This window comes from Mesorhizobium sp. M0293 (assembly GCF_040321735.1).
Taxonomy (GTDB): domain Bacteria; phylum Pseudomonadota; class Alphaproteobacteria; order Rhizobiales; family Rhizobiaceae; genus Mesorhizobium.
Genome location: NZ_JAMYSA010000006.1, coordinates 46,836 through 67,744 on the forward strand (window position 1 = coordinate 46,836; position 20,909 = coordinate 67,744).

Here is a 20,909-nt window from a genome sequence, read left to right on the forward strand (position 1 = left end):
GCATGTCCTGGCGGATCGGCGAATGGACTGTGCCTCACGGCACAGTCCGTGTCACTCCGCTTCAACCGGCCAGAGCGGCTTTGTTCGCCTCGAGGAACTGCTTCAGCGTTTTCGACTTTCGGCCGGAAAGCGTCTCGACCGTGTCCGTCACCATGGCGATGCGGCCGGCGCGCGTGTTGGCGTCGAAGGAGACGATGATGCGGGCGAAGTCCTCGGGAACGCCGGCCGCCTTCACGCCTTCGGTCAAGGCTTCATCCGGAACCTGCACGACATTGAGCGGCTTGCCGGTGACCTCGCTTACCAGGGCGGCGATCTCGGCCGTGGTGTAGGCCTGCGGGCCGGTCAAGGTGTAGGTCTTGCTTTCGTTCGAAACGCCAGCGAGGCCGGCGGCGATCGCCGCTGCCATGTCATCGCGTGCACCATGGGCGATGCGGCCTTCGCCGGCGGACGTATACCAGTGTCCCGAGGCGATGGCCTGCGGCAATGCCATGAACAGGTTTTCCTGGTACCAGCCGTTGCGGAAGATGGTGTAGGCAATGCCGCTTGCCTTGATCGCCTGCTCGGTGCCGTAGTGATCGTTGGCAAACAGCACCGGCGAAACCGGCTCGGGATTTGGCATCGAGGTGTAGAGAAGATGGCCGACGCCGGCGCTCTTCGCCGCGGCCACCGCCGTCTCGTGCTGCTTCAGGCGCCGACCGTCCTTCAGGTCCAGTTCGCCTGTCGAGATGATCAGCAGTCTGTCGACGCCCTGGAACGCGGTCTCCAGTAACGTCCTATTGTTGAAATCGGCCTCGCGGATGGTGACACCGCGCGCTGCCAGATCGGCCAGATTGGCCGGTGTGCGGGTGGTGGCAATGATGTGCTCCGGCGGAACCTTGTATGTGTCCAGCAGGTGGTTGATGACGCTGCGGCCGAGTTGGCCGGAAGCGCCGGTGACGAGAAGGGTTGCGGTCATGGAGGGTCCTGACATTGCGCCGGAAGCGCGGTTCGAGTGCCGGTCTCGAAAAGAGACCAGCACTAAAATAGGAATTGACCTGTTGCCGTAAAGAAGGCAGTTTTTCGGGAGGTAGGCACGCGCAGGGAACCAGCGGTGGACAGCAAGATCGTCAATCTGAGATCGAAGATGGAGGTCTACAGGGCGATCTCCGGCGGCGGCAATTTTGCCAATTGTCCGGTCCGCGATGTCATCCAGGGGGTAAGCGGCAAATGGAGTTCGCTGCTGATGATGGCGCTGGCCGAGCAACCCTATCGCTTCGGCGAGTTGCGGCGGCTGGTGCCCGACATTTCACAGCGCATGCTGACGCAAACGCTCTACGATTTGCAGCGCGACGGCTATGTGCATCGCGAAGTGTTTCCGACCAAGCCGCCGAGCGTTGAATACAGCCTGACAGACCTCGGACGTTCGATGTTCGGCGCCTTGCATCAGCTGATCCTGTGGGCCGAACTCAATCATGACGCGGTGCGCGACGCGCGCGCCGGTTTTGATGCCGCCCAAGGGTGAGCCGGTCCGTGAGCTGGCCAAAGCCTGACGCGGCGGCTTGATTTCGTCCGGCCGCTGAAGGATTGTCCCGGCCAGTTCGGCTTTGGGGGCATTGGCATTTCCTACGATATCGCAATTGCGGGCGCCGGGCCGGCGGGGCTGGCCATGGCGCTCTATCTCAAGCGCGCCGGGCATCGGGTCATCGTGTTCGAGCGCTTCGAGGAGCCGAAGCCGGTCGGGTCCGGGCTTATCCTGCAGCCGACCGGGCTGACGGTTTTGGCCGATCTTGGACTGCTCGACGACATCCTGGCTCTGGGCAGCCGCATCGACCGGCTGCATGGCGCCGACGCCCGCACCGGCCGCACCGTGCTCGATGTCCGCTATGATGCGCAACGCGGTGGCCGCTTCGGGCTGGCGGTGCACCGGGCGGCCTTGTTCGGCGTGCTTCTTCGCGCCGCGCAACGCGAGGCAATCACCATCGAAACCGGCGTCGAGATCGAGGCTCTGGAGGCCGGCGAACAAGCGACGCTGATCTGTGGCAACGGACGAAAGGCAAGGCCATTCGATCTAGTTGTCGACGCCAGCGGTTCGCGCTCGAAACTGCGGCAGGGCGTGGGTAATCCTGGCTCGCCACGACCACTCACCTATGGCGCGTTCTGGGCCTCGCTCGGCTGGCGCGGCGAAGGTTTCGACGAGCACGCGCTGCTGCAACGCTACGACAAAGCGAGCGTGATGATCGGCGTGCTGCCGATCGGCCGGCCGGAGCCGGGCGCTGAAAAGATGGCGGCATTCTTCTGGAGCCTCAAACCGGCTGATGTCGAGCGGCTGCGGGCAGTGGGTCTCGACGCCTGGAAGGAGAGGGTGGTTCGGCTGTGGCCCGAGAGCGAGGCGTTCACCAGCCAGATCGACAGTTTCGACCAGTTCTCGCTGGCGCGCTATGACCACCACACGATGAAATGGCCAGCAGGGCGGCGGCTGGCCATCATCGGCGATGCGGCGCACTCGACCAGCCCGCAGCTCGGGCAAGGGGCCAACATGGCGCTGCTTGACGCCGCGGCGCTCAGCCATGCGTTGGCACGGACGGCGAGTGTCGAAGCGGCACTGGAAGCCTATGCGAGCGCACGGCGCTGGCATGTCCGGATCTTCCAGGCGCTGTCGCTGGCATTCACGCCGTTCTACCAGTCAGATTCGGTGGCGCTGCCCTTCATCCGCGACAGGCTGGTGGCGACAGTGGCAAAGATCCCGCCGGCGCCGCAATTCCTCGCCTCGATGGTGGCCGGAACCGTGATCGACCCGTTCAGGCGGATCGGGCTTGCGGAGGCGAAGTGGCCGGCTCGCTTCGGCCAATGAGGCTCGAAAGGTAAGATCCCTTCGCTTGCAGGAAGGCATGCAGGCCTTGTGGGTAGTCCGGCGCCACGGCGTGCTTGATCGACGCCCGTTCACTTAACGCCTTGCGCCAGGCCCGAACGAGCGGTTTGCCGTCCAGAATGCCGAAATCACCGATCCGGTCGAAGGCGTCCAGATAGCGGAAGACCGGACCGTAAACGGCGTCGACCAGCGAAAAGTGCTCGCTGGCGAACCAGCGTCCGCCAGGCTCGTCCGCCAGCTCGGCCTCGAGTCGATCGAACATGGCAGACAGCGCGCTGGATTCGGCAAGGAAGCCGGCCTCGGTCGATGCTGAATAGAACCGGCCGATGGCGTTGAGGGTTGCCGAGCCGAACTCTATCCAGGCACGATGCCGTGCGCGGGCATAGGGGTCGGCGGGGTGGAGGGGGTTGGCCTGCGTCTCTTCGAGGAATTCGAGGATGACGGCCGACTCGAAGACTACCGTTTCCTCGCCATTTCGCAGCACGCGCAGCAGCGGCACCTTGCCGAGCGGCGAGATCGCATTGAACCAGTCCGGCTTGTTGGCGAGGTCGATGTCGACGCGTTCGAACGGCACGCCCTTTTCGGCCAGCGAAATCGCCGCGCGCTGCACATAGGGGCAGAGATGGTGGCTGACGAGAATGAGTTTGTCGGTCATCTCGGTTCCCCGAGACTCAAGGCGTGTTTTCATCGGATTGGCTTTCCATAGTTAATGCACTTGCATCTATGTAGATGCATGTGCATCCATCGTCAAGCTTGATGCAATTGCATCTATTGCCTATGCTGAGCCATGACCGAGAAAGCCATGCCTTCGCCCGAAGCCATCAAGGCTTGGGCCCGCCTGATGCGGGTTTCGCGCCAGCTGATGGAAAGCGCTGAAGAGGCGTTGAAGGCCGCTGGCCTGCCGCCGCTTGCCTGGTATGACGTGCTGCATGAGCTCGCCGAGGCGGGCGAGGGCGGGCTGCGGCCGTTTCAGCTGATCGAGCGCACACTGTTTGCGCAATACAACATATCGCGGCTGCTGGCGCGGCTCGAGGCCGATGGGCTGGTGGAGAAGCTGCCGGCGGCCGATGACGGTCGTGGCCAGACCATCCGCATCACCCTCAAGGGCCGCGAGACGCGCCGTCAGATGTGGGCTGTCTATGGACGGTCGATCGCCGAACTGGTTGGCGCCAAACTCTCGGCGGATGAATTGACCATGGTCTCGGCACTGCTCGGACGGTTACGTCATCCGCCCGTCGCGGACTGACGCCATGGCGCTGAGCCGGCTTGGCGAGGTCAGGCCAGATGGCTGCCCCAGAGAAACGCCAGCGTCGCCAGTACGCCAAGTGCGGTTCGAACCAGATGCAGATTGCCCCACTTGATGATCAGGGACCTGGCTTGCGGATTGCCGGCGCTTGCGTCCATCGCCTGCAGCACTCTGTTGGTCGGCATCATGGCGATCAGCGTCCACGGCCAGGGCAGGATGATCAATACCGCGCCAACCAGAAAGGCGAGACCGCCGGCCTGCCACCAGGCAACCAGACCAAGAACGCAGGCGACAATGGCAATCGACGCCTGCATGGCGGCGCCGCGTTTGTAGGAAGGCTGCCATTCCTGCAGCAGTGCCTTGTCGTCGAGACGAAGCCGCGCCGGTTGCTCGGCGACACTGACATAGATCGCGGCGCCGGAGAATGCGGCGGCAACCGTCAAGGCGAGCAATCCGATCAGCATCTTCTTTCCCCGCGCAAGCCGTGCGGCGCCGCCGCCGTCCAGAAAGAAATAGGACTTGCAAGGCCCAAAACAATACGCCATAGATCAGGCGAACCGTAACGTACGGTACGGCTTGCCGGAATACCGGCCGGCCTTGCCTGCCGAGAGAAGAGCGTGTTGCACAGCGTGCCCGAGATCGACACCAGCGAAGCGCTGACAGAGCGGCAGAAGGCCGTGCTCGACGCGGCGTTGCGGCTGCTGGTCGAGGAGGGCGATCAGCTGACCATGACCGCCGTGGCGCGCCGGGCGAGCTGCTCCAAGGAAACGCTCTACAAATGGTTCGGCGATCGTGATGGGCTGCTGACGGCGACGGTGCAATGGCAGGCCTCGAAAGTGCGGGTGGCGCAGGTCGACGGCAAGGGGCTCGACCTTGTCTCGCTGACGGCCAGCCTCGAACGCTTCGCCTCGGACTGGCTCCAGGTTATCTCCAGCGATACCTCGATCGCGCTCAACCGGGTTGCGGTCGGCCACGCGGGTTCGGGCAAGGACGATCTCGGCGCCGTCGTGCTGGAGAATGGCCGCTTTGCACTGGCCAAACGCCTGAAGCCGGTGCTCGAGGCCGGTCGGCAGGCCGGGCTGCTCGACTTTGCGGATGCCGAAACGGCGTTCCGCACCTTTTTCGGGCTGGTCGCCCGCGACGTGCAGATCCGTCTGCTGCTCGGCGACCGGCTGGAATTGACTGAGGCGGCGATCGGCGGCGATGCCGCGCGGGCGACGCAGCAGTTTCTCGCTCTTCATGGAGCAACAACCGGCCGCAAGGCCTCTGATTCATAACGGGAAGGAAGACAAAATGCGCGTCTATTACGATCGTGATGCCGATCTCAATCTGATCAAGGGCAAGAAGGTCGCCATCATCGGCTATGGCAGCCAGGGCAGGGCGCATGCGCTCAACCTCAAGGATTCCGGCGCCAAGGAGATCGCTATCGGTCTCAAGGCCGGGTCGGCGACCGCCAAGAAGGTCGAAGCCGATGGGCTCAAGGTGATGAGCGTGGCGGACGCAGCCAAATGGGCCGACCTGATGATGATGGCAACGCCAGACGAACTGCAGGCCGACATCTACAAAAACGAGATCGCGCCGAACATCCGCGATGGCGCTGCAATCGCTTTCGCACACGGCCTCAATGTGCATTTCGGCCTGATCGAGCCGAAGTCGACGGTCGACGTCGTCATGATCGCGCCGAAGGGCCCCGGTCACACGGTGCGCGGCGAATACCAGAAGGGCGGCGGCGTGCCGTGCCTGGTCGCCGTCAACCAGGACGCTTCGGGCAATGCGCTCGACCTGGCGCTGTCCTACGCCTGCGGCGTCGGCGGGGGCCGTTCCGGCATCATCGAGACTAATTTCCGCGAGGAATGCGAGACCGATCTGTTCGGCGAGCAGGTGGTGCTTTGCGGCGGCCTGGTCGAGCTGATCCGTGCCGGTTTCGAGACGCTGGTGGAAGCCGGCTACGCGCCTGAGATGGCCTATTTCGAGTGCCTGCACGAGGTCAAGCTGATCGTCGACCTGATCTATGAGGGCGGTATCGCCAACATGAACTACTCGATCTCGAACACCGCCGAATGGGGCGAGTATGTCTCGGGTCCGCGCATCATCACCGCCGAGACCAAGGCCGAGATGAAGCGGGTGCTGAAGGACATCCAGACCGGCAAGTTCACGTCGGAATGGATGCAGGAATACCGCGCCGGCATGTCCCGCTTTAAGGGCATCCGCCGCAACAATGACAGCCACCAGATCGAGGAAGTCGGCGCCAAGCTACGCGCGATGATGCCTTGGATTTCGAAGAACAAGCTGGTCGACAAGGCCAAGAACTGAACGAAGCCTATACGTTCGAAGGCGCGCAGCCTCGAAAAATCAAAATCAAAAAACGGCGCCAAGTGGCGCCGTTTTTCACGTCTGAACTCAACGACAGCCTAGCTCATCAATAGGGCGAATAGCACTGCTGACGTGGGCCGTTGTAGGGCTGGAACGTGTTGTCGTAGGCCCGGTACGACCGATAACGGTTGTAGCACCATTGGACATGGGCGCTCGAAAGCCGGCCGGCACGGTAGTAGCGGCGCGGCGGCGGTGCATCGTAGTAGTTGTAGTTGTTGTACATGCTGCCGATGCCAAGCCCCAGCCCAAGGCCCAGGAGTGCGGCCGCTCCATCATTGTGATGGCGGCCATGGCGGCGACCTTGACGCCAACGCCAGTCATCTCCGCCATTCCAGTTGCCGCGGTTCCAATTGCGACGCCCGTCATGGCGGCGCCACCTCCAATTGTCATTATTGAACCGCCGGTCATTACCGCCCGCCCAGCTGTCGCGGACCGGGCTGACTGTCGGCGCCGCCGTGCTGGTGGGAATCGACAGTGTCGGCTGCATGATCGGGCCGGCAGCGGACGGTGCCGTGATGCCGGAGAGGATACCGAGGGCTATCAGCCCGGATTTTACCGTGGAAGAAAAGAGCGAATTCATTGCACTCTCCAAGAGATACAGGCCCCACGCCTACCCGAGGAATGGGCCTAATGTGAATGTTTGCATCTGAACGGCGGATGAACGGAAAGGTTCCGTCAACCATGGCGCGAATGCCTGAGGACCAACCGATCTCCGCTGGTGGTCCTGCCTGCTTGTTTTCTGCGGCACTTGCGGGCAAAGGTCATGGCATGTCGCTGCGCCTTGCCACCTTCAATGTCGAGAACCTGATGAACAGGTTCGATTTTTCCGGTTACCGCAACCAGCTCAACGAGGATCGAACGCTGGCGCTGTTCGATATCCAGAGCGAGGCGGAATACAAGATGCTGGAGCAGGCCCGCGCCATCGCCCAGTCCGATGACACGCGCCAGTTGACGGCGTTGGCGATCGCGGCCACCCGCGCCGATATCATCTGTATGCAGGAGGTCGACAACATCGAAGCGCTGAAGGCCTTCGAACACGGCTATCTGTTCAAGATGGTGGGTCAGGGTTACCGGCAGAAATACACCACATCAGGCAATGATTCGCGCGGCATCGACGTTGCCGTGATGATGCGCAACGAAACCGCGAAAGGCCAGCCGATCGAATTCGTGCGCATGACCAGCCACGCCTATGTCACCTATGAACAGTTCGGGCTGCACACGACGGAGTTGGCGGCACTCGGCAATCAAGCCAATGAGCGCATCTTCCGGCGCGACTGCCTGGAAATAGACCTCACCGTGGGCGGCGTGCCGCTGACGCTTTACCTCGTGCATTTCAAATCGATGGGCTCGCCCCGCAACGGGCTCGACGGACGCGAGGCGACGATGCCGGTGCGCATCGCGGAGGCGCAGGCCGTGCGGCGCATCATCGAGGAGCGTTTCGGTGGGGAGCACGCCGCGGACAAACGCTGGGTGATCTGCGGCGACATGAACGACTACCGGCAGCGCGTGAAGATAGCCGGCGACGCGATCGACGGCTACCGCTTCGAGGTGGTCGACGAGGCCTTGTCCTGCATCAATGTGCTGACAGAAGGCGGCTTCTGCGAAAACGTCGTCGAGCGGCGGCCGGAGATGAACCGCTGGAGTTTTTATCACACACGCGGACCGGAAGAGCGGCATCTGTGCCAGCTCGACTACATCCTGCTGTCGAAGGGGCTTGCCGCCAGCAACGCGACGGCGGTTCCCGACATCATCCGCAACGGCCAGCCCTGGCGGACCATTTTCCCGCCCGGCCAGGAGGTCGAGCGCTTTCCGCGCGCCGGCTGGGACCGGCCGAAGGCATCGGACCATTGCCCGGTGGCGATCACGCTGGACATGGCCTGAGCGACATGAGTTTCGACCTGCCACGCAATGTCATCCTGCCGGTCGACGCTATCGACGTCCGGCTCGATCCTGACCCGCACCCGTTCGCCTTGAACAACGCAGAGGCGATCGCCGAGAACTGGCAACGCGAAATCGCCGCCAATCCGGCGCTGTTCGACGGCACGGTGGTGCTGCTGTCGCAACTCGCGTACCGCTACAACCGTCTCGTCGGCCGGTGTCATGCGGTCACCTATTCGACTTTCATGCTATGGCGAAAACGGCGCGAGAATTCGGGCGCCGAGCACGCCTATGCGCATGCCATGCTGGTGGCCGGCGACAATGCGCTGGTGGCGATCCGCATGGGACCGCGCACGGTCAACGCCGGCCGCGTCTATTTCGCCGCCGGCTCATTCGAGCCGCTCGATTTTCGCGACGGGCTGGTCGATGTTGATTTCAACATGATCCGCGAGGTGCGAGAGGAAACCGGCCTCGACCTGACAGGTGCCGAACGGGGCAAGCGCTGGCACGCCCTGTCGACCAACAGCGGCACGGTGATCTTCCGCCGCTACCAAGCGACGGCGCCCGCCGACGAACTCGCCCGGCGCATCTCAGCCTTCGTCGCCACCGAGACCGATCCGGAGATTGAGGGGCCGGTGATCATCCGTCATGCCGTCGACCTGCCGGAGGGGCTGTCACCGCACATGAAACCGCTGATCGAGTGGCATTTCGCAAACATGGATTAAGGGCGCGTCTTGTCCGGTGCCGCCTTGCGATCGTTGCGGGCGGCGACGAGGAACAGGATAATGCCGATGCCCAGCAAGCCGCCCATCGCCATTCCCATCGTCTGGCCGACGACTGCCTGGAAATCTGAGGTGACGCGGTCGGGATTGGCCATGCCATAGCGGGCGAGATACCACCAGATGCCTGCAAGGAAGGCCTCGATGATGACCATCGCCAGGATCAGTCGCGCCTTCTTGCTCATCCGCAATTCCTCCGCCCAAGGTGAATTCCCCTAGCATCGCGAACGGTGCGGAGACAGTGGTGGGCCGGGTGGAAATGTCGAAGGCTGTGCAAAACGGTCTGAGTGCTGGACGCGTTTCCGACTGGGTTGCCCTATTCGTGCCGCAGCGCGTCGATCGGGTCGAGCCTGGCGCCGCGCAGCGCCGGGAAGAAGCCGAACACCATGCCGATCAGCGCTGAGAAGCCGACGGCGAGCAGGATGACCGCCGGGCTTGGTGCGAAGGGGATGGTCAGCGTCACCGCGGCGAGGCCGGCCAGCGCCAGGCCGATCAGGATGCCGATGATGCCGCCGAGCAGCGACAGCACCGTCGCCTCGACCAGGAACTGGATGAGGATGTGCTTTTCATGCGCGCCGATGGCAAGCCTGATGCCGATCTCGCGGGTGCGCTCGGTGACCGAGACCAGCATGATGTTCATGATGCCGATGCCGCCGACCAGCAGGCTGACACCGGCGACCGCGCCCAGCATGCCGGTCATGGTGGTGGTGGCGCTGGCCATGGCGTCGGCGATCTGGGTCATGTCGCGGATGGCGAAATCGCTTTCGCGGTCCGGCGTGATGCGGCGCGCGTCGCGCAAGATGTCCTCGACGCGCGGCTGCAATTCGCTGGTCGGCGTGCGGTCGTCGGCGGCGATGTAGATGTTGTCGATGTCGCGGTTGCCGGCGATGCGGCGTTGATAGGCATGCAGCGGCATCAGCACGACATTGTCCTGGTCCTGGCCGAAGCCGGTATAGCCCTTGGGCTCGAGCAGGCCGATGATCTTGCAGGAGGTGCGGTTGACGCGGATGATCTCGCCCTCCGGGTCGCCGGCGCCGAAGAATTGCTGGCGCACCGTCTCGCCGATCAGGCATACGCCGGTGCCCGAGCGGGTTTCGGAATCGCTGAACGGGCGGCCAGACACCAGTTTCCAGTCGCGCGCATCGAGATAGGCGCTGTCGGTGCCGGTGACGCCCGAAGTCAGGCTCTCGGTACCGAAGATGACACGCACCTGTTTTTGCGAGGCCGGCGAAATGGCGCGCGCGCCGGTCAGGTGCGCAACGAGTGCGGCCAGGTCCTTTTCGGCCAGCGGACGCGCCACCTGGTCGAGCCCGCCCGGACCGCCGGGACCGGCCGGGCGGCCGGAGCGCACGACCAGCAGGTTGCTGCCGAGCTTGGAGATGTCGGCCTTGACCTTTTGCGTGGTGCCGGAGCCAATGGTGAGCATGGCAATGACGGCGGCAACGCCGATGACGATGCCGAGCAAGGTCAGGAACGAGCGCAGCACGTTGCGCCGGATCGAGCGGAGCGAGAGGCGGACGGTTTCCCAGATCATGGTTGCGTCGTCTCCAGCTTCATCGTGTCGGAGGCGACATGACCGTCGAGGAAACGGATGGTGCGTTCGGCATAGCCGGCGACGTCTGCCTCATGCGTCACCATGGCGATGGTCAGGCCAAGCTGGGTGTTCAGCCGGGTCAGCAACTCCATGATCTCGTGCGTGCGTGCGGTGTCGAGATTGCCGGTCGGCTCGTCAGCGACGAGCAGGGTCGGGCGGGTGACGATGGCGCGCGCGATCGCCACGCGCTGCTGCTGGCCGCCGGACAGTTCGGCCGGCGTGTGGTGCTCGCGGCCGACAAGGCCGACCTCTGCCAGCGCCTGCATGGCAAGGTCGCGGCGTTCGCGGGCGGCGACGCCACGATAAATCAGCGGCAGTTCGACGTTTTCGGCCGCCGTGGTGCGGGCCAGCAGATTGTAGCCCTGGAAGACAAAACCGACATAGAGGTTGCGCAGCATGGCGCGGCGGTTGCGGTCGAGCCGCCCGGCGTCGATGCCCATGAAGGAATAGGTTCCGGCCGTCGGCGTGTCGAGGCAGCCGATGATGTTCATCGCAGTCGATTTGCCGGAGCCGGACGGTCCCATGATGGCGACGAATTCGCCGCGGCGGATGGCAAGGTCGACGCCGGCCAGCGCATGCACCTTGGCTTCGCCCTGGCCATAGCTTTTCCAGACCTTGTCGAAGGTGATGAGGGTCGCGCCCGCAGCCACGGTATCAGCTCCGCTGCTGTGACGCGGTGATGACCTCTGCACCTTCATCCAGGCCCGAAATGATCTCGGTCAGCTCGCCATCGGTGGAACCGATCTTGACGTTGACCGGGTGCGGACGGCCGTTCTCCAGCACGTACAGCGTGCGCGAGCCATCGGTGGGCACTGTAGCGGCCTGGCGCTGGCGGTTGCCGCCGGGGCGGCCCATGCGGCCGGTGAACAGGTCGCTCAGGCTCCACGCGCGTGCGGCAGGCGACGTGGGCCGATAGCGGAAGGCTGTGGCCGGCACGGTGAGCACACCCTTGGCCTGTTTGGTGACGACCGAAACGGTGGCGGTCATGCCGGGCCGCAGCAACAGCTCGTTATTGTCGACCTCAAGCCGCGCATTGTAGGTGACGACGCCGTCGGTGGTGACCGAGGCATAGGAGATGTCGCGGATCTCGGCATCGAACGGCCGCTCGGGGAAGGCATCCACCGTGAAGCGGGCATGCTGGCCGGATTTGACCGCGCCGATGTCGGCCTCGTCGACTGCCGCCACCAGTTCCATGTTTCTGAGATCGGCGGCGATGATGAACAGTACCGGCGCCTGCAGGGAAGAGGCGACCGTCTGGCCGGGATCGACCGAGCGCGTCAGCACGATGCCGTCGATCGGCGCATAGATGGTGCTGTTGGCAAGGTCGGTCTGCTGCGTTTTCAGATCGGCATTGGCGATGGCGAGATTGGCGGTGGCGCTGTCGAGTGCCGCCTTGGAACGGTCGCGGGTCGCGGTCGCAGCTTCGAGCGACTGGTCGGTCGCCATGCCGCGCTTGGTCAAAGCCGCCGCGCGGACAAGCGCCTTTTCGTTTTCGGCGAGCGTCACCGTGGCGTCCTCGACATTGGCGGCCGCTGCCTTTGCGGATGCCTCCGCGCGTTCGATCTGGACCTGCAGCTTGGCGGTGTCGAGGGCTGCCAGAACGTCGCCCTTCTTGACCTGCTGGTTCTCCTCGACAGACACCGAACGGATTATGCCGGAGAGCTGGCTGGAGATGTCGACCTGGGTGAGCGGCTGCAGCGTGCCGGTCGCCGACACCGCGACGGTGAGGTCGGCCCTGGCGGCAGGCACTGTGGTGTAATCAATCTTGGCCGGCGAGCCGGCATACCACTGATAGGCGCCAAGCCCGGCGGCGAGCACGATCAGCGCCAGCAACGCATAGAGCCAGCCGCGACGACGCGACTTGCGCAGACCCGTCTTGTCGAGCCCGAGCGCCGTCTCGATGGCGGAATCCGATTCCGTCTTTGGCAGATTGACAATCTGGTCCACGCTGGACCCCTATAATGCGTAATGTCCCTATCTGTGCACAGATCAGGCTTACTGGTTCAAATATCAAATTAAATTTCGCCCATGTTGGGATTGAGGCAGGAATGAAAACCAGGAATTACTTGCTTTACGATGTGTTTACGACCGAGCGTCTGGCCGGCAATCCTTTGGCCGTCGTGCTGGACAGCAAGGGATTGGACACGGCCGCGATGCAGGCCATCGCGCGCGAATTCAACCTGTCGGAATCGGTTTTCGTGCTGCCGCCGGACAATCCCAAGCATAAAAACCGTATCCGTATCTTCACGCCCGACTATGAAATGCCGTTCGCTGGCCACCCAACAGTCGGTTCGGCGATCGCGCTGGCCGAACTGGCGGAAGAGGGCGGCGCCGGCATCTTCGTGCTGGAGGAAAACATCGGCCCGGTGCGTTGCGCGGTCAGCAAGCACGATGGCGCGACCTTTGCCGAGTTCGACCTGGCAAAGCTGCCGGAGCCGCTGAAGCTCGAGGCCGATCCGGAGGCGATTGGAGCTGCCCTTGGCCTGGCGCCGCACGAGATCGGCTTCGAGAATCACCGCGTCTCGTTTTGGTCGGCTGGCGTGCCCTACGTCACCATTCCGGTTGCCAATCTCGAGGCGGCGGGGCGAATCCGGCTGGACAACCAGGCCTGGTCGGAACTGGCGCCGCGCAAGAGCGACTGGGCCTTCGCCAGTCCCTATGTCTATTGCCGCGAGACGGTGAACCATGAGAGCGCCTTCCACGTGCGCATGATCGTGCCCGGCACGCCTTCCTATGAGGATCCGGCGACCGGCTCGGCAGCAGCAGCCTTTGCCGGCGCCATCATGCATTTCGACGCGCCGACCGACGGCGTTTCGCAGCTGTGGATCGAGCAGGGGCTGGAGATGGGCCGGCCATCGCGCATCCGCCTCGAACTGACCGTGGAAGGCGGAAAACTGGCCTCGGCGCGCATTGGCGGCAATGCGGTTAAGGTGGCGGAAGGCAGGCTTTTCGTCTGATCGCGCCTTAATGTATCGAGGAAGACCGTCGCTGTTAGCGATCTTTGACCGCCCCCCTCTGTCCTGCCGGACATCTCCCCCTCAAGTGGGGAGATTGGCCGTAACTTCGGATTTCGCCAAACCTCGAATGCAGAAGGAGAGGCGGGACGACGAAGCTTCCGATCTCCCCCCTGGAGGGGGAGATGCCCGGCAGGGCAGAGGGGGGCGCTGTCCCGCCAAAAGAACGTAAGGTTTCGTCCTGCGTCAACGCCCAAAGCGAGGCTCCAGGCGATTTGTCGGGAAATGACTCCGGCAGGGCTGGACAGGACGGATGGTGGCGGCTATATGCCCGCCAACGCCGGTTTTTGCCGGCCGAGTGGGTGCGTAGCTCAGTTGGTAGAGCAGCTGACTCTTAATCAGCGGGTCCACAGTTCAATCCTGTGCGCACCCACCAAATTCTTCAAAGACTTGGTGGAAAGACCCTGAAGGCGGGATGCGTTTGGCGCGTCTCGGGCCAATGGTCTGGCCTCGATGTTTAACCAGCAATGGTGGGCCTCGAGCGATCTAACCGCGTCGAGAAATGCGGCTCAGAAACCTGCCGAATCGAAACGCAATACTTTCTTTCGCGCTTGCAGTTTCGTTGACATCAACTCCACTTTCCCCGCCTGAGAAATCGCTGATGAGCCACCAGAAGAAGACCAGGAAGACAACGAAAATGCCGGTATCGATCGGGCCATGACTTGAATAGCTGCTGTGACGGAGTACAGCGGCGACCGCCCCGGCGATAAACACTGCAGCTGCGGCAGGATGAAGTTTCTTCATCCGCAAGATATATTTGAGAATCCTGGCCATTGGAAGACGCCGGCGACGCTACTTTTCCCGTGGCTTGTATGCCTTGAGCAGGGAATTCGACGATTACTTCTCCGAAACACCCGCCTCGGCAAAGCTCGCCATACGGGTATGGCACTCCAGTGCTGAACGGACGATGTTGACGGCGAGGCAGGCGCCGGAGCCTTCGCCGAGCCGCATGCCGAGATCGAGCAGCGGCGGCAGGCCGAGGGCTTCGAGCAGGCCACGGTGGCCGGATTCTGCCGAAACGTGCGCGGCAATTGTGTGGGCGAGCCCGGTCGGATGCAGCTTGGCCAGCGGAGCTACGGCGGCGGTGCAGACGAAGCCGTCGAGCAGCACAGGTATGCCCAGATGGCGGGCGGCCAGCGTGGCGCCGAAGATGGCGGCGAGTTCGCGTCCGCCAAGCGCGGCAGCGATAGCAAGCGGATCGGCAAGGGCGGAGGCATGGCGCTTCAGGCCGGCTTCGATGGCGACCACCTTGCGCTTGAGGCCGGCGTCGTCGACGCCGGTACCGCGCCCGGTCCATTTTTCCGCGCCACCGCCGAACAGCGCGGCTGAAATGGCGGCGGCTGGCGTGGTGTTGCCGATGCCCATCTCGCCGAAGCAGATAAGATCGAGGTCTTTCGTCACCGCGTCATAGCCGGCCGAGACTGCCGTCAGGAAGGCCTTCTCGTCCATCGCTGGGCCTTGCGTGAAGTCGCCGGTCGGATGGTCGAGATCGAGCGGAATGACATCGAGTTCGGCGCCGGCGATGCGGGCAAGCTGGTTGATGGCGGCGCCTCCTCCGGCGAAATTCGCCACCATCTGCACGGTGACCTCAGAAGGATAGGCCGACACGCCTTGCGCGGTGACGCCGTGGTTGCCGGCGAAGACGAAGACTTTTACGCGGTCGAGCTTCGGCATGTCGCGGCCCTGCCAGCGCGCCAGCCATGCTGCGATCGTCTCCAGCCGCCCGAGGCTGCCCTGCGGCTTGGTCAGCGTGTCCTGACGACGGGCGACCGCATTGGCAGCGGCATCGCTGCCGGCCGGGAGGTCGAGGCAGGCGACGCGCAATTCATCGAGCAATTTGAAGGGCATGGGGCAAAGTCTCCGAAAAGGAATCAGGCCAAAAGGGTCAGGAGAGGGCTACGGAAGCGACGAGCAGCACCGCGATTTCGCCCGCCTGCTGCAAGGCGCCGATCGTGTCGCCGGTCTGGCCACCGATCTGGTTGAGGCAAAGGGCGCGAAAAGCGGCAAACAGCAGGCCAAGCAGGATCAGCGCGAAAACGGCACCTCCCAGCCCGAGCAGGAGCAGCGGGATCGCGCCGAGCACGGCGCCGGCGATGGCGGTTTCCTGCGAAACCGTGCCAGCGTCGGCCGACAGGCCGTCGATCCGCGCCGGCGGCAAGAGATGCATGAAGGCGCCGAGCAGACCGCGTGAGGCCGCGTGTGCGGCCACGAGGGCGAAGAGCGCCTGTGTGGGGTCGACGAGTTGCGAAAGGACGCTCCAGCGGATCAGCAGCGACAGAGCCAGCGCCGCGGCACCATAGGCGCCGATGCGGCTGTCGCGCATGATCTCGAGTTTCTTGCCGCGCGACTTGCCGCCGCCAAAGCCGTCGGCGACGTCGGACAGCCCATCTTCATGCAGGCAGCCGGTGGTGAGCAGGGTAGCCACCAGGGCAAGGGCGGCAGCCGGCCCCATGGCAAGGCCAAGCCGTTCCGCCGTGGCAAAGACGATGGCGCCGATCAGGCCGACGACGAGGCCGGCGACCGGTGCGGCCCAGATCGCCGCGGCAAGGCTGCGGCCGCGAAAATCGAAGGCAGGCAGCGGCAGCCTGGTGAAAAAGACCAGACAAAGTGCGATGTCGTCGACGACCTGACGGGGCGAAAGGATCAAGTTCTTGAGCTTCATGCTCTAGCCCCTCGCAATGGCGTGGAAGAAGGTGCCGCTGACATGGCCGCGTCGATAGCCCGAGGCGCCGATCGGATTGCCTTGGCCGTCGGCTAGGTCGGCCAGCGGCTCGTCGTTACCGGCAGCAAGCATCTGAGCATAGTGGAATTCGTGGCCACGGATCAGGGCGCCCTGTGCGCCCAGCGGACAATCGGCACGCAGCCGCGCTTCGCGATAGCCGAGGTTCATCTTGCGCTTGGCGAAGCTGGTGGAATGGCCGAGCAGGCCGAGCATCGCATGCGTTTCGCCGGAGGCATCCTCCAAAGCGTCGCCAAGCACCATGAAGCCACCGCACTCGCCATGGATTGGCTTTGTCGCTGCGAATCTTGCCATTCCGGCTTTGAAAGTCTCCGCTGCAGCAAGCCGGCCAGCGTGAAGCTCGGGATAGCCGCCGGGCAGCCAGCAGACGTCGCAATCCTCATCGGGTGCTTCGTCGGCGAGCGGCGAGAACGGGACGATTTCGGCACCCGCCTTGCGCCAGTAAGCGGCGACATGCGGATAGAGGAACGTGAAGGCGGCATCCTCGGCCAGCGCGATGCGTTGACCGGGCGGTGCCAGCGCGTCGGCGAAGCCGCCGGGCGCCGGGGTGAGTGGTGTCGCCAGGGCCATGATGGCATCGAGATCGAGCGACTTTTCCGCCATATCGGCAAGCCGGTCGAGATGCGCCATCAGGTCGTCATATTCGCCGGCCTGGACGAGGCCGAGATGTCGCTCGGGCAGGTTCAGCGTGGGGTCGCGCAGGATGGCGCCGACGACTGGCAGGCCGATCGCCTCGATGGCGTCGCCGGACAGCCGGCGGTGCCGCTCGCTGCCCAGCCGGTTGAGCACGACGCCCGCCATGCGCACGTCCGGATCATAGGTGGCAAAACCCTTGGCAACAGCTGCTGCCGTGGTCGACTGGCCGGAGACGTCGAGCACCAGCAGCACCGGGAGGCCGTAGAGCCGCGCCAGGTCGGCCGCCGAACCGGTGCGCCCCGGCGAGGCCGGAATGCCGTCGAACAGGCCCATGGCGCTTTCAAGGATGACGAAATCGGTATCGTCAGCTGCTTGCGAGGCAAGCGCATTGAGCAGCGACGGCGGCATCGCCCAGCTGTCGAGATTGATGCCGGACAGTCCCGTGGCTGCGGTGTGGAAGCCGGGGTCGATATAGTCGGGGCCGGATTTGGCGCCGCGCACTTTCAGGCCGCGCCGGGTCAACGCGCGCAGGATGCCGATGGTGACGCTGGTCTTGCCGGAGCCGGAGCGCGGCGCGCCAATGATGATCGCGCGAGCCGTCATGCGTTCCCCGCCAGTGCCGCGCGCATGGCGACGATGCCGCCGACGACGCTCAGCGCCGGCGAGGCAAGGCTGGCGGCGGCTGCTTCCTCGGCAATGGTGGCGAGCGTGGCGACGACAGTTCGCTCCTGCGGTGTCGTTGCGGCGACGATCACCGCCGCCGGCGTCGACGGGGCCAGCCCGCCATCGAGCAGCGCTGCGGCGATCAGCGGCAGATTGGCCATGCCCATATAGACGACGACAGGCTGGCCGGTGCGGGCGATTGCCGCCCAGTCGAGATCGTCATCGGTGCCGGCGGCGTGGCCAGTGGCCAGGATCACAGCCTTGTTGATGCCGCGCATGGTGGCCGGAATGCCGGTGGCGGCCAGCGCGCTGAGGCCCGATGTCAGGCCGGGCAGGACACGGAACGGGATGGCTTCGCGCGCCAGCGCCAAAGCCTCTTCGCCGCCACGGCCGAAAATATAGGGATCGCCGCCCTTCAGCCTGACGACGCGGCGGCCGTCGCGCGCCAGCCGCACCAAAAGGGCGGTGATGTCGTCCTGTTTCATCGACGGTTTGCCGCCGCGCTTGCCGGCAAAGAAAAGCTCGGCATTTTCGGCAACGGCGACGATATCTGATGAGACCAGCGCATCGTAGACCAGAGCATCCGCCTCGGCCAACGCAGCCAGCACTTCCAGGGTCAGGCAGCCGGGGTCGCCGGGGCCGGCCCCAGCCAGCCAGACATGGCCTGGCTCGAGCCGGCGCGGCTTGAAATTCAGCCGGGACAAAGCCTTTTCGAGCGTGGCATTTTCGCCGGTATTTTTGGTGCTGCCGCTCACAATCCGTCCCGTCCGCGAAAACGCCGCTGGTAATGGGCGTCGTACAATGAACTTTCGCCAAAACCTTCCGCCGCCAGCGAGCGGCCGACGAAGATGATCGCCGTGCGCTCCATCGGATTGGCAGCGAGCAGCGCTTCGATGGTCTCCAGCGTGCCGGTCAGCACGCGCTCGTCCGGCCAGGAGGCGCGAAAGACGATCGCCACCGGGCAATCGCCGCCATAATGCGGCGTCAGTTCGGCGACGACGCGATCGATGGCGTGGATGGCCAGATGAATGGCGAGCGTGGCGCCGGTGCGGCCGAAGCCGGCCAGCGTTTCGCCGGGCGGCATCTTCGAGGCGCGGCCGGAGATGCGGGTCAGCACCAGGCTTTGCGCGACTTCGGGAATTGTCAGTTCGCGGCGAAGTGCGGCGGCAGCGGCGGCGAAGGAGGGGACGCCCGGTGTCAGCGTGTAGGGGATGCCATGCTTTTCCAGCCGGCGGATCTGCTCGGCCACGGCGCTCCACACCGAAAGGTCGCCGGAATGCAGGCGGGCGACATCATGGCCGGCCTTGTGCGCCGCGACATACTCGGCTTCGATCTCGTCGAGTGACATCGGCGCGGTGTCGATCAGTTTCGTCCCCGGCGCACAGTGCTGCAGCAATTCGGGCGCGACGATCGAGCCGGCATGAAGGCAGACCGGGCAACTTGCCAAAAGCCTCGCGCCGCGCAGCGTGATGAGGTCGGCCGCACCTGGACCGGCACCGATGAAATGGACGGTCATGGCGCATCTCCGCTGACAGCGATGGCGCAGGTGACGGAGCCGAGCACCGTGCGGGGGCCGAGCAGTCTGGCGCCTTTGCCGGCGACGGCAAGAGCGGATGCCTCGGAAACCGATGGCGTGCCGGCCAGGTCCTGCGAGAGGTCGGAATGGCTGAGCGTATCCGGCGAGGCGGCCTGGAGCGCTGAGTCATCGACGACAATGACTGGAAGACGCAGCGCGCGGCCAGCGGCAGGGATCGCTTCTTCATTCTTCTTCAGCGTGGCAGTCGCCAGCGCCGAAAGAGCCGTCATCGCCAGCCCATGCGCTTCCAGGGCGGTTTCTATCGCGGCAAGCACGTCCCCGACGCTCACGCCTTTTCGGCTGCCGATGCCCGCGACCATCATGGCTTGACCCAGCTCCATTGGGTGACCGGCATGGCCGGCCGCCATGCCTGCATCGAGCCGACGGGCGACGCGCGGGATATCGCGATCCGGGTAAGGTCGCCGCCGAGCGAGACATGGCGGGCGAGAAGCAGGGCTTCCATCTCCAACGTCACCGCATTGGCAACGAGGCGGCCGCCGGCGCGCAGGGCCTTGATGGCAGCGTTCAACACGCCGGCATCGCTGCCGCCGCCGCCGATGAAGATCGCGTCAGGCGTGTCCAGCCTGGCAAGCGCCTTGGGCGCGCTGCCTTCGACCACGACGAGACCGGGAACGCCACAGGCGGTGGCGTTGCGGCCAATGCGGGCGGCGCGGATCGGGTCGGCCTCGATGGCAATGGTGCGCATAGAAGGGTGGGCCAGCATCCATTCGATGCCGATGGACCCGGAGCCGGCGCCGATGTCCCACAGCAATTCGCCACGCCTCGGAGCCAGCGCCGACAGGGTGATCGCACGGATTTCGCGCTTGGTGATCTGGCCGTCATGGTCGAACATATGATCGGCAAGGCCTGATGTGAGCGGCAGCACGCGCGCTTGTGGGCTAGGATCAATTTCGATCGCAAGAACATTGAGCGGATTGATGTTTTCGAGGTCGAAGGCGTCGGCGTGGGCCGTGCGCCGATTCTCGTTTGGCCCGCCCAGCGCCTCCAGGACAGTCAGCCGCGACGCGCCGAAGTCGAGTTCCGTCAGCAGGCGGGCGATTGCCGCAGGGGCTTCGGCATCCGAGGTCAACGCCAGGATACGGGCGTTCGGCTGCAATAGCGGGCGGATCAGGTCGATCGACCGGCCATGCAGCGACACGATCTCGATGTCCTGCAGCGCCCAGCCAAGCCGCGCGGCCGCCAGTGAAACGGCCGACGGGGCGGGAATGACATGCATCTCCTGTGGCTTGACCTTGCGGGCGAGGGTGGCGCCGACGCCGTGGAAGAAGGGATCGCCGGAAGCCAGCACGCAGACGCGCCTGCCGGCGAGTGCCAGCACGTCGGCCATCTCGGCATCGAATGGAACCGGCCAGGGGCGCGCTTCGCCCTTGGCGAAGGAAGCAACAAGCGCCAGGTGCCGCTTGCCGCCGAAGATGATCTCCGCCTGCGCAATCCGCTGCTTGGCCTCGTCGCCGAGACCCGCTAAACCGTCCTCGCCGATGCCGACGATGGTGAGCCATCTTGAGGTGAGCTTGGCGCCGCGCGGACCCTTAGCAGGCATG

At 64.5% G+C, this 20,909-nt stretch carries 24 protein-coding genes and 1 tRNA gene; 9 read left to right on the plus strand and 16 right to left on the minus strand.

What is annotated here, in order from left to right; genetic code table 11:
- Positions 1-61 precede the first annotated feature (61 nt).
- A complete protein-coding gene (locus NKJ06_RS04145; protein WP_352632549.1) occupies positions 62-955 on the minus strand; it encodes an SDR family oxidoreductase in 894 nt (297 codons plus the stop codon).
- Between the two features lie 135 nt (positions 956-1,090).
- Here NKJ06_RS04145 and NKJ06_RS04150 point away from each other — a divergent pair, with 135 nt between their 5' ends.
- Positions 1,091-1,501, plus strand: a complete 411-nt coding sequence (locus tag NKJ06_RS04150; RefSeq protein ID WP_352632547.1) for a winged helix-turn-helix transcriptional regulator — start codon at positions 1,091-1,093, stop codon at positions 1,499-1,501.
- Positions 1,502-1,645: 144 nt separating this feature from the next.
- Entirely contained in the window at positions 1,646-2,830 is a 1,185-nt protein-coding gene (locus NKJ06_RS04155) for an FAD-dependent oxidoreductase (protein WP_352632545.1), read from the plus strand.
- Here the strand turns inward: NKJ06_RS04155 and NKJ06_RS04160 are convergent.
- Complete coding sequence (locus NKJ06_RS04160) at positions 2,778-3,503, minus strand: glutathione S-transferase family protein (protein WP_352632543.1); 726 nt, start codon at positions 3,501-3,503, stop codon at positions 2,778-2,780. The two genes, NKJ06_RS04155 and NKJ06_RS04160, sit on opposite strands and share 53 nt — an antisense overlap.
- A 132-nt stretch (positions 3,504-3,635) precedes the next feature.
- Here NKJ06_RS04160 and NKJ06_RS04165 point away from each other — a divergent pair, with 132 nt between their 5' ends.
- Positions 3,636-4,094, plus strand: a complete 459-nt coding sequence (locus NKJ06_RS04165; RefSeq protein ID WP_352632541.1) for a MarR family winged helix-turn-helix transcriptional regulator — start codon at positions 3,636-3,638, stop codon at positions 4,092-4,094.
- A gap of 29 nt (positions 4,095-4,123) precedes the next feature.
- On the opposite strand, the gene NKJ06_RS04170 is transcribed toward NKJ06_RS04165, so the two are convergent.
- Complete coding sequence (locus NKJ06_RS04170) at positions 4,124-4,558, minus strand: anthrone oxygenase family protein (RefSeq protein WP_502905585.1); 435 nt, start codon at positions 4,556-4,558, stop codon at positions 4,124-4,126.
- A 153-nt stretch (positions 4,559-4,711) separates the two neighbouring features.
- Here NKJ06_RS04170 and NKJ06_RS04175 point away from each other — a divergent pair, with 153 nt between their 5' ends.
- Together NKJ06_RS04175 and ilvC are read left to right on the plus strand one after the other, a co-directional pair.
- Complete coding sequence (locus tag NKJ06_RS04175; protein WP_352632539.1) at positions 4,712-5,371, plus strand: TetR/AcrR family transcriptional regulator; 660 nt, start codon at positions 4,712-4,714, stop codon at positions 5,369-5,371.
- A gap of 16 nt (positions 5,372-5,387) precedes the next feature.
- Complete coding sequence (gene ilvC / locus NKJ06_RS04180) at positions 5,388-6,407, plus strand: ketol-acid reductoisomerase (RefSeq protein ID WP_013531065.1); 1,020 nt, start codon at positions 5,388-5,390, stop codon at positions 6,405-6,407.
- A gap of 106 nt (positions 6,408-6,513) precedes the next feature.
- Here the strand turns inward: ilvC and NKJ06_RS04185 are convergent, their stop codons facing one another.
- Complete coding sequence (locus NKJ06_RS04185) at positions 6,514-7,047, minus strand: BA14K family protein (RefSeq protein WP_352632536.1); 534 nt, start codon at positions 7,045-7,047, stop codon at positions 6,514-6,516.
- A gap of 188 nt (positions 7,048-7,235) precedes the next feature.
- Between NKJ06_RS04185 and NKJ06_RS04190 the strand changes: the two genes are divergently transcribed.
- The gene (locus NKJ06_RS04190) at positions 7,236-8,348 is read left to right on the plus strand and encodes an endonuclease/exonuclease/phosphatase family protein (RefSeq protein WP_352632534.1); all 1,113 of its coding nucleotides are present in this window, start codon (positions 7,236-7,238) and stop codon (positions 8,346-8,348) included.
- A 5-nt stretch (positions 8,349-8,353) separates the two neighbouring features.
- Positions 8,354-9,070: a hypothetical protein gene (locus tag NKJ06_RS04195; RefSeq protein ID WP_352809220.1), complete on the plus strand. Its 717-nt coding sequence runs from the start codon at positions 8,354-8,356 to the stop codon at positions 9,068-9,070.
- Here NKJ06_RS04195 and NKJ06_RS04200 read toward each other — a convergent pair.
- From NKJ06_RS04200 to NKJ06_RS04215, 4 genes are all read right to left on the minus strand, one after another.
- Positions 9,067-9,309, minus strand: a complete 243-nt coding sequence (locus NKJ06_RS04200) for a hypothetical protein (RefSeq protein WP_352632530.1) — start codon at positions 9,307-9,309, stop codon at positions 9,067-9,069. The two genes, NKJ06_RS04195 and NKJ06_RS04200, sit on opposite strands and share 4 nt — an antisense overlap.
- Positions 9,310-9,440: 131 nt before the next feature.
- Positions 9,441-10,658, minus strand: a complete 1,218-nt coding sequence (locus NKJ06_RS04205; RefSeq protein WP_352632528.1) for an ABC transporter permease — start codon at positions 10,656-10,658, stop codon at positions 9,441-9,443.
- Complete coding sequence (locus tag NKJ06_RS04210; protein ID WP_352632526.1) at positions 10,655-11,368, minus strand: ABC transporter ATP-binding protein; 714 nt, start codon at positions 11,366-11,368, stop codon at positions 10,655-10,657. Before NKJ06_RS04210 ends, NKJ06_RS04205 begins: the two co-directional genes overlap by 4 nt.
- A 4-nt stretch (positions 11,369-11,372) precedes the next feature.
- Positions 11,373-12,665 carry an efflux RND transporter periplasmic adaptor subunit gene (locus NKJ06_RS04215; protein WP_352632524.1) on the minus strand — a complete coding sequence of 431 codons (1,293 nt, stop codon included), beginning with the start codon at positions 12,663-12,665 and terminating at the stop codon, positions 11,373-11,375.
- Positions 12,666-12,766: 101 nt separating this feature from the next.
- On the opposite strand from NKJ06_RS04215, the gene NKJ06_RS04220 reads away from it, so the two are divergent.
- The gene (locus NKJ06_RS04220) at positions 12,767-13,675 is read left to right on the plus strand and encodes a PhzF family phenazine biosynthesis protein (protein ID WP_352632522.1); all 909 of its coding nucleotides are present in this window, start codon (positions 12,767-12,769) and stop codon (positions 13,673-13,675) included.
- Between the two features lie 357 nt (positions 13,676-14,032).
- Positions 14,033-14,108 (plus strand) — tRNA-Lys (locus NKJ06_RS04225).
- Between the two features lie 110 nt (positions 14,109-14,218).
- On the opposite strand, the gene NKJ06_RS04230 is transcribed toward NKJ06_RS04225, so the two are convergent.
- From NKJ06_RS04230 to cbiE, 8 genes are all read right to left on the minus strand, one after another.
- Positions 14,219-14,506, minus strand: coding sequence for a hypothetical protein (locus tag NKJ06_RS04230; RefSeq protein ID WP_352809221.1), 288 nt, complete (start codon positions 14,504-14,506; stop codon positions 14,219-14,221).
- Positions 14,507-14,569: 63 nt separating this feature from the next.
- Complete coding sequence (gene cobT / locus NKJ06_RS04235; RefSeq protein ID WP_352632518.1) at positions 14,570-15,580, minus strand: nicotinate-nucleotide--dimethylbenzimidazole phosphoribosyltransferase; 1,011 nt, start codon at positions 15,578-15,580, stop codon at positions 14,570-14,572.
- Positions 15,581-15,617: 37 nt separating this feature from the next.
- On the minus strand, positions 15,618-16,394 hold the full coding sequence (gene cobS / locus NKJ06_RS04240) for an adenosylcobinamide-GDP ribazoletransferase (RefSeq protein WP_352632516.1): 777 nt from the start codon (positions 16,392-16,394) through the stop codon (positions 15,618-15,620).
- A 3-nt stretch (positions 16,395-16,397) separates the two neighbouring features.
- Positions 16,398-17,711, minus strand: a complete 1,314-nt coding sequence (locus NKJ06_RS04245) for a cobyrinic acid a,c-diamide synthase CobB (RefSeq protein ID WP_352632514.1) — start codon at positions 17,709-17,711, stop codon at positions 16,398-16,400.
- Positions 17,708-18,526: a uroporphyrinogen-III C-methyltransferase gene (gene cobA / locus NKJ06_RS04250; RefSeq protein ID WP_352809224.1), complete on the minus strand. Its 819-nt coding sequence runs from the start codon at positions 18,524-18,526 to the stop codon at positions 17,708-17,710. The genes NKJ06_RS04245 and cobA overlap by 4 nt, the downstream gene beginning before the upstream one ends.
- Positions 18,523-19,287: a precorrin-4 C(11)-methyltransferase gene (gene cobM / locus NKJ06_RS04255; protein ID WP_352632510.1), complete on the minus strand. Its 765-nt coding sequence runs from the start codon at positions 19,285-19,287 to the stop codon at positions 18,523-18,525. The genes cobA and cobM overlap by 4 nt, the downstream gene beginning before the upstream one ends.
- Positions 19,284-19,670 carry a cobalamin biosynthesis protein gene (locus NKJ06_RS04260; protein WP_352632508.1) on the minus strand — a complete coding sequence of 129 codons (387 nt, stop codon included), beginning with the start codon at positions 19,668-19,670 and terminating at the stop codon, positions 19,284-19,286. Before NKJ06_RS04260 ends, cobM begins: the two co-directional genes overlap by 4 nt.
- Complete coding sequence (cbiE, locus tag NKJ06_RS04265; RefSeq protein ID WP_352632506.1) at positions 19,667-20,908, minus strand: precorrin-6y C5,15-methyltransferase (decarboxylating) subunit CbiE; 1,242 nt, start codon at positions 20,906-20,908, stop codon at positions 19,667-19,669. The genes NKJ06_RS04260 and cbiE overlap by 4 nt, the downstream gene beginning before the upstream one ends.
- Between the last annotated feature and the right edge of the window lies 1 nt (position 20,909).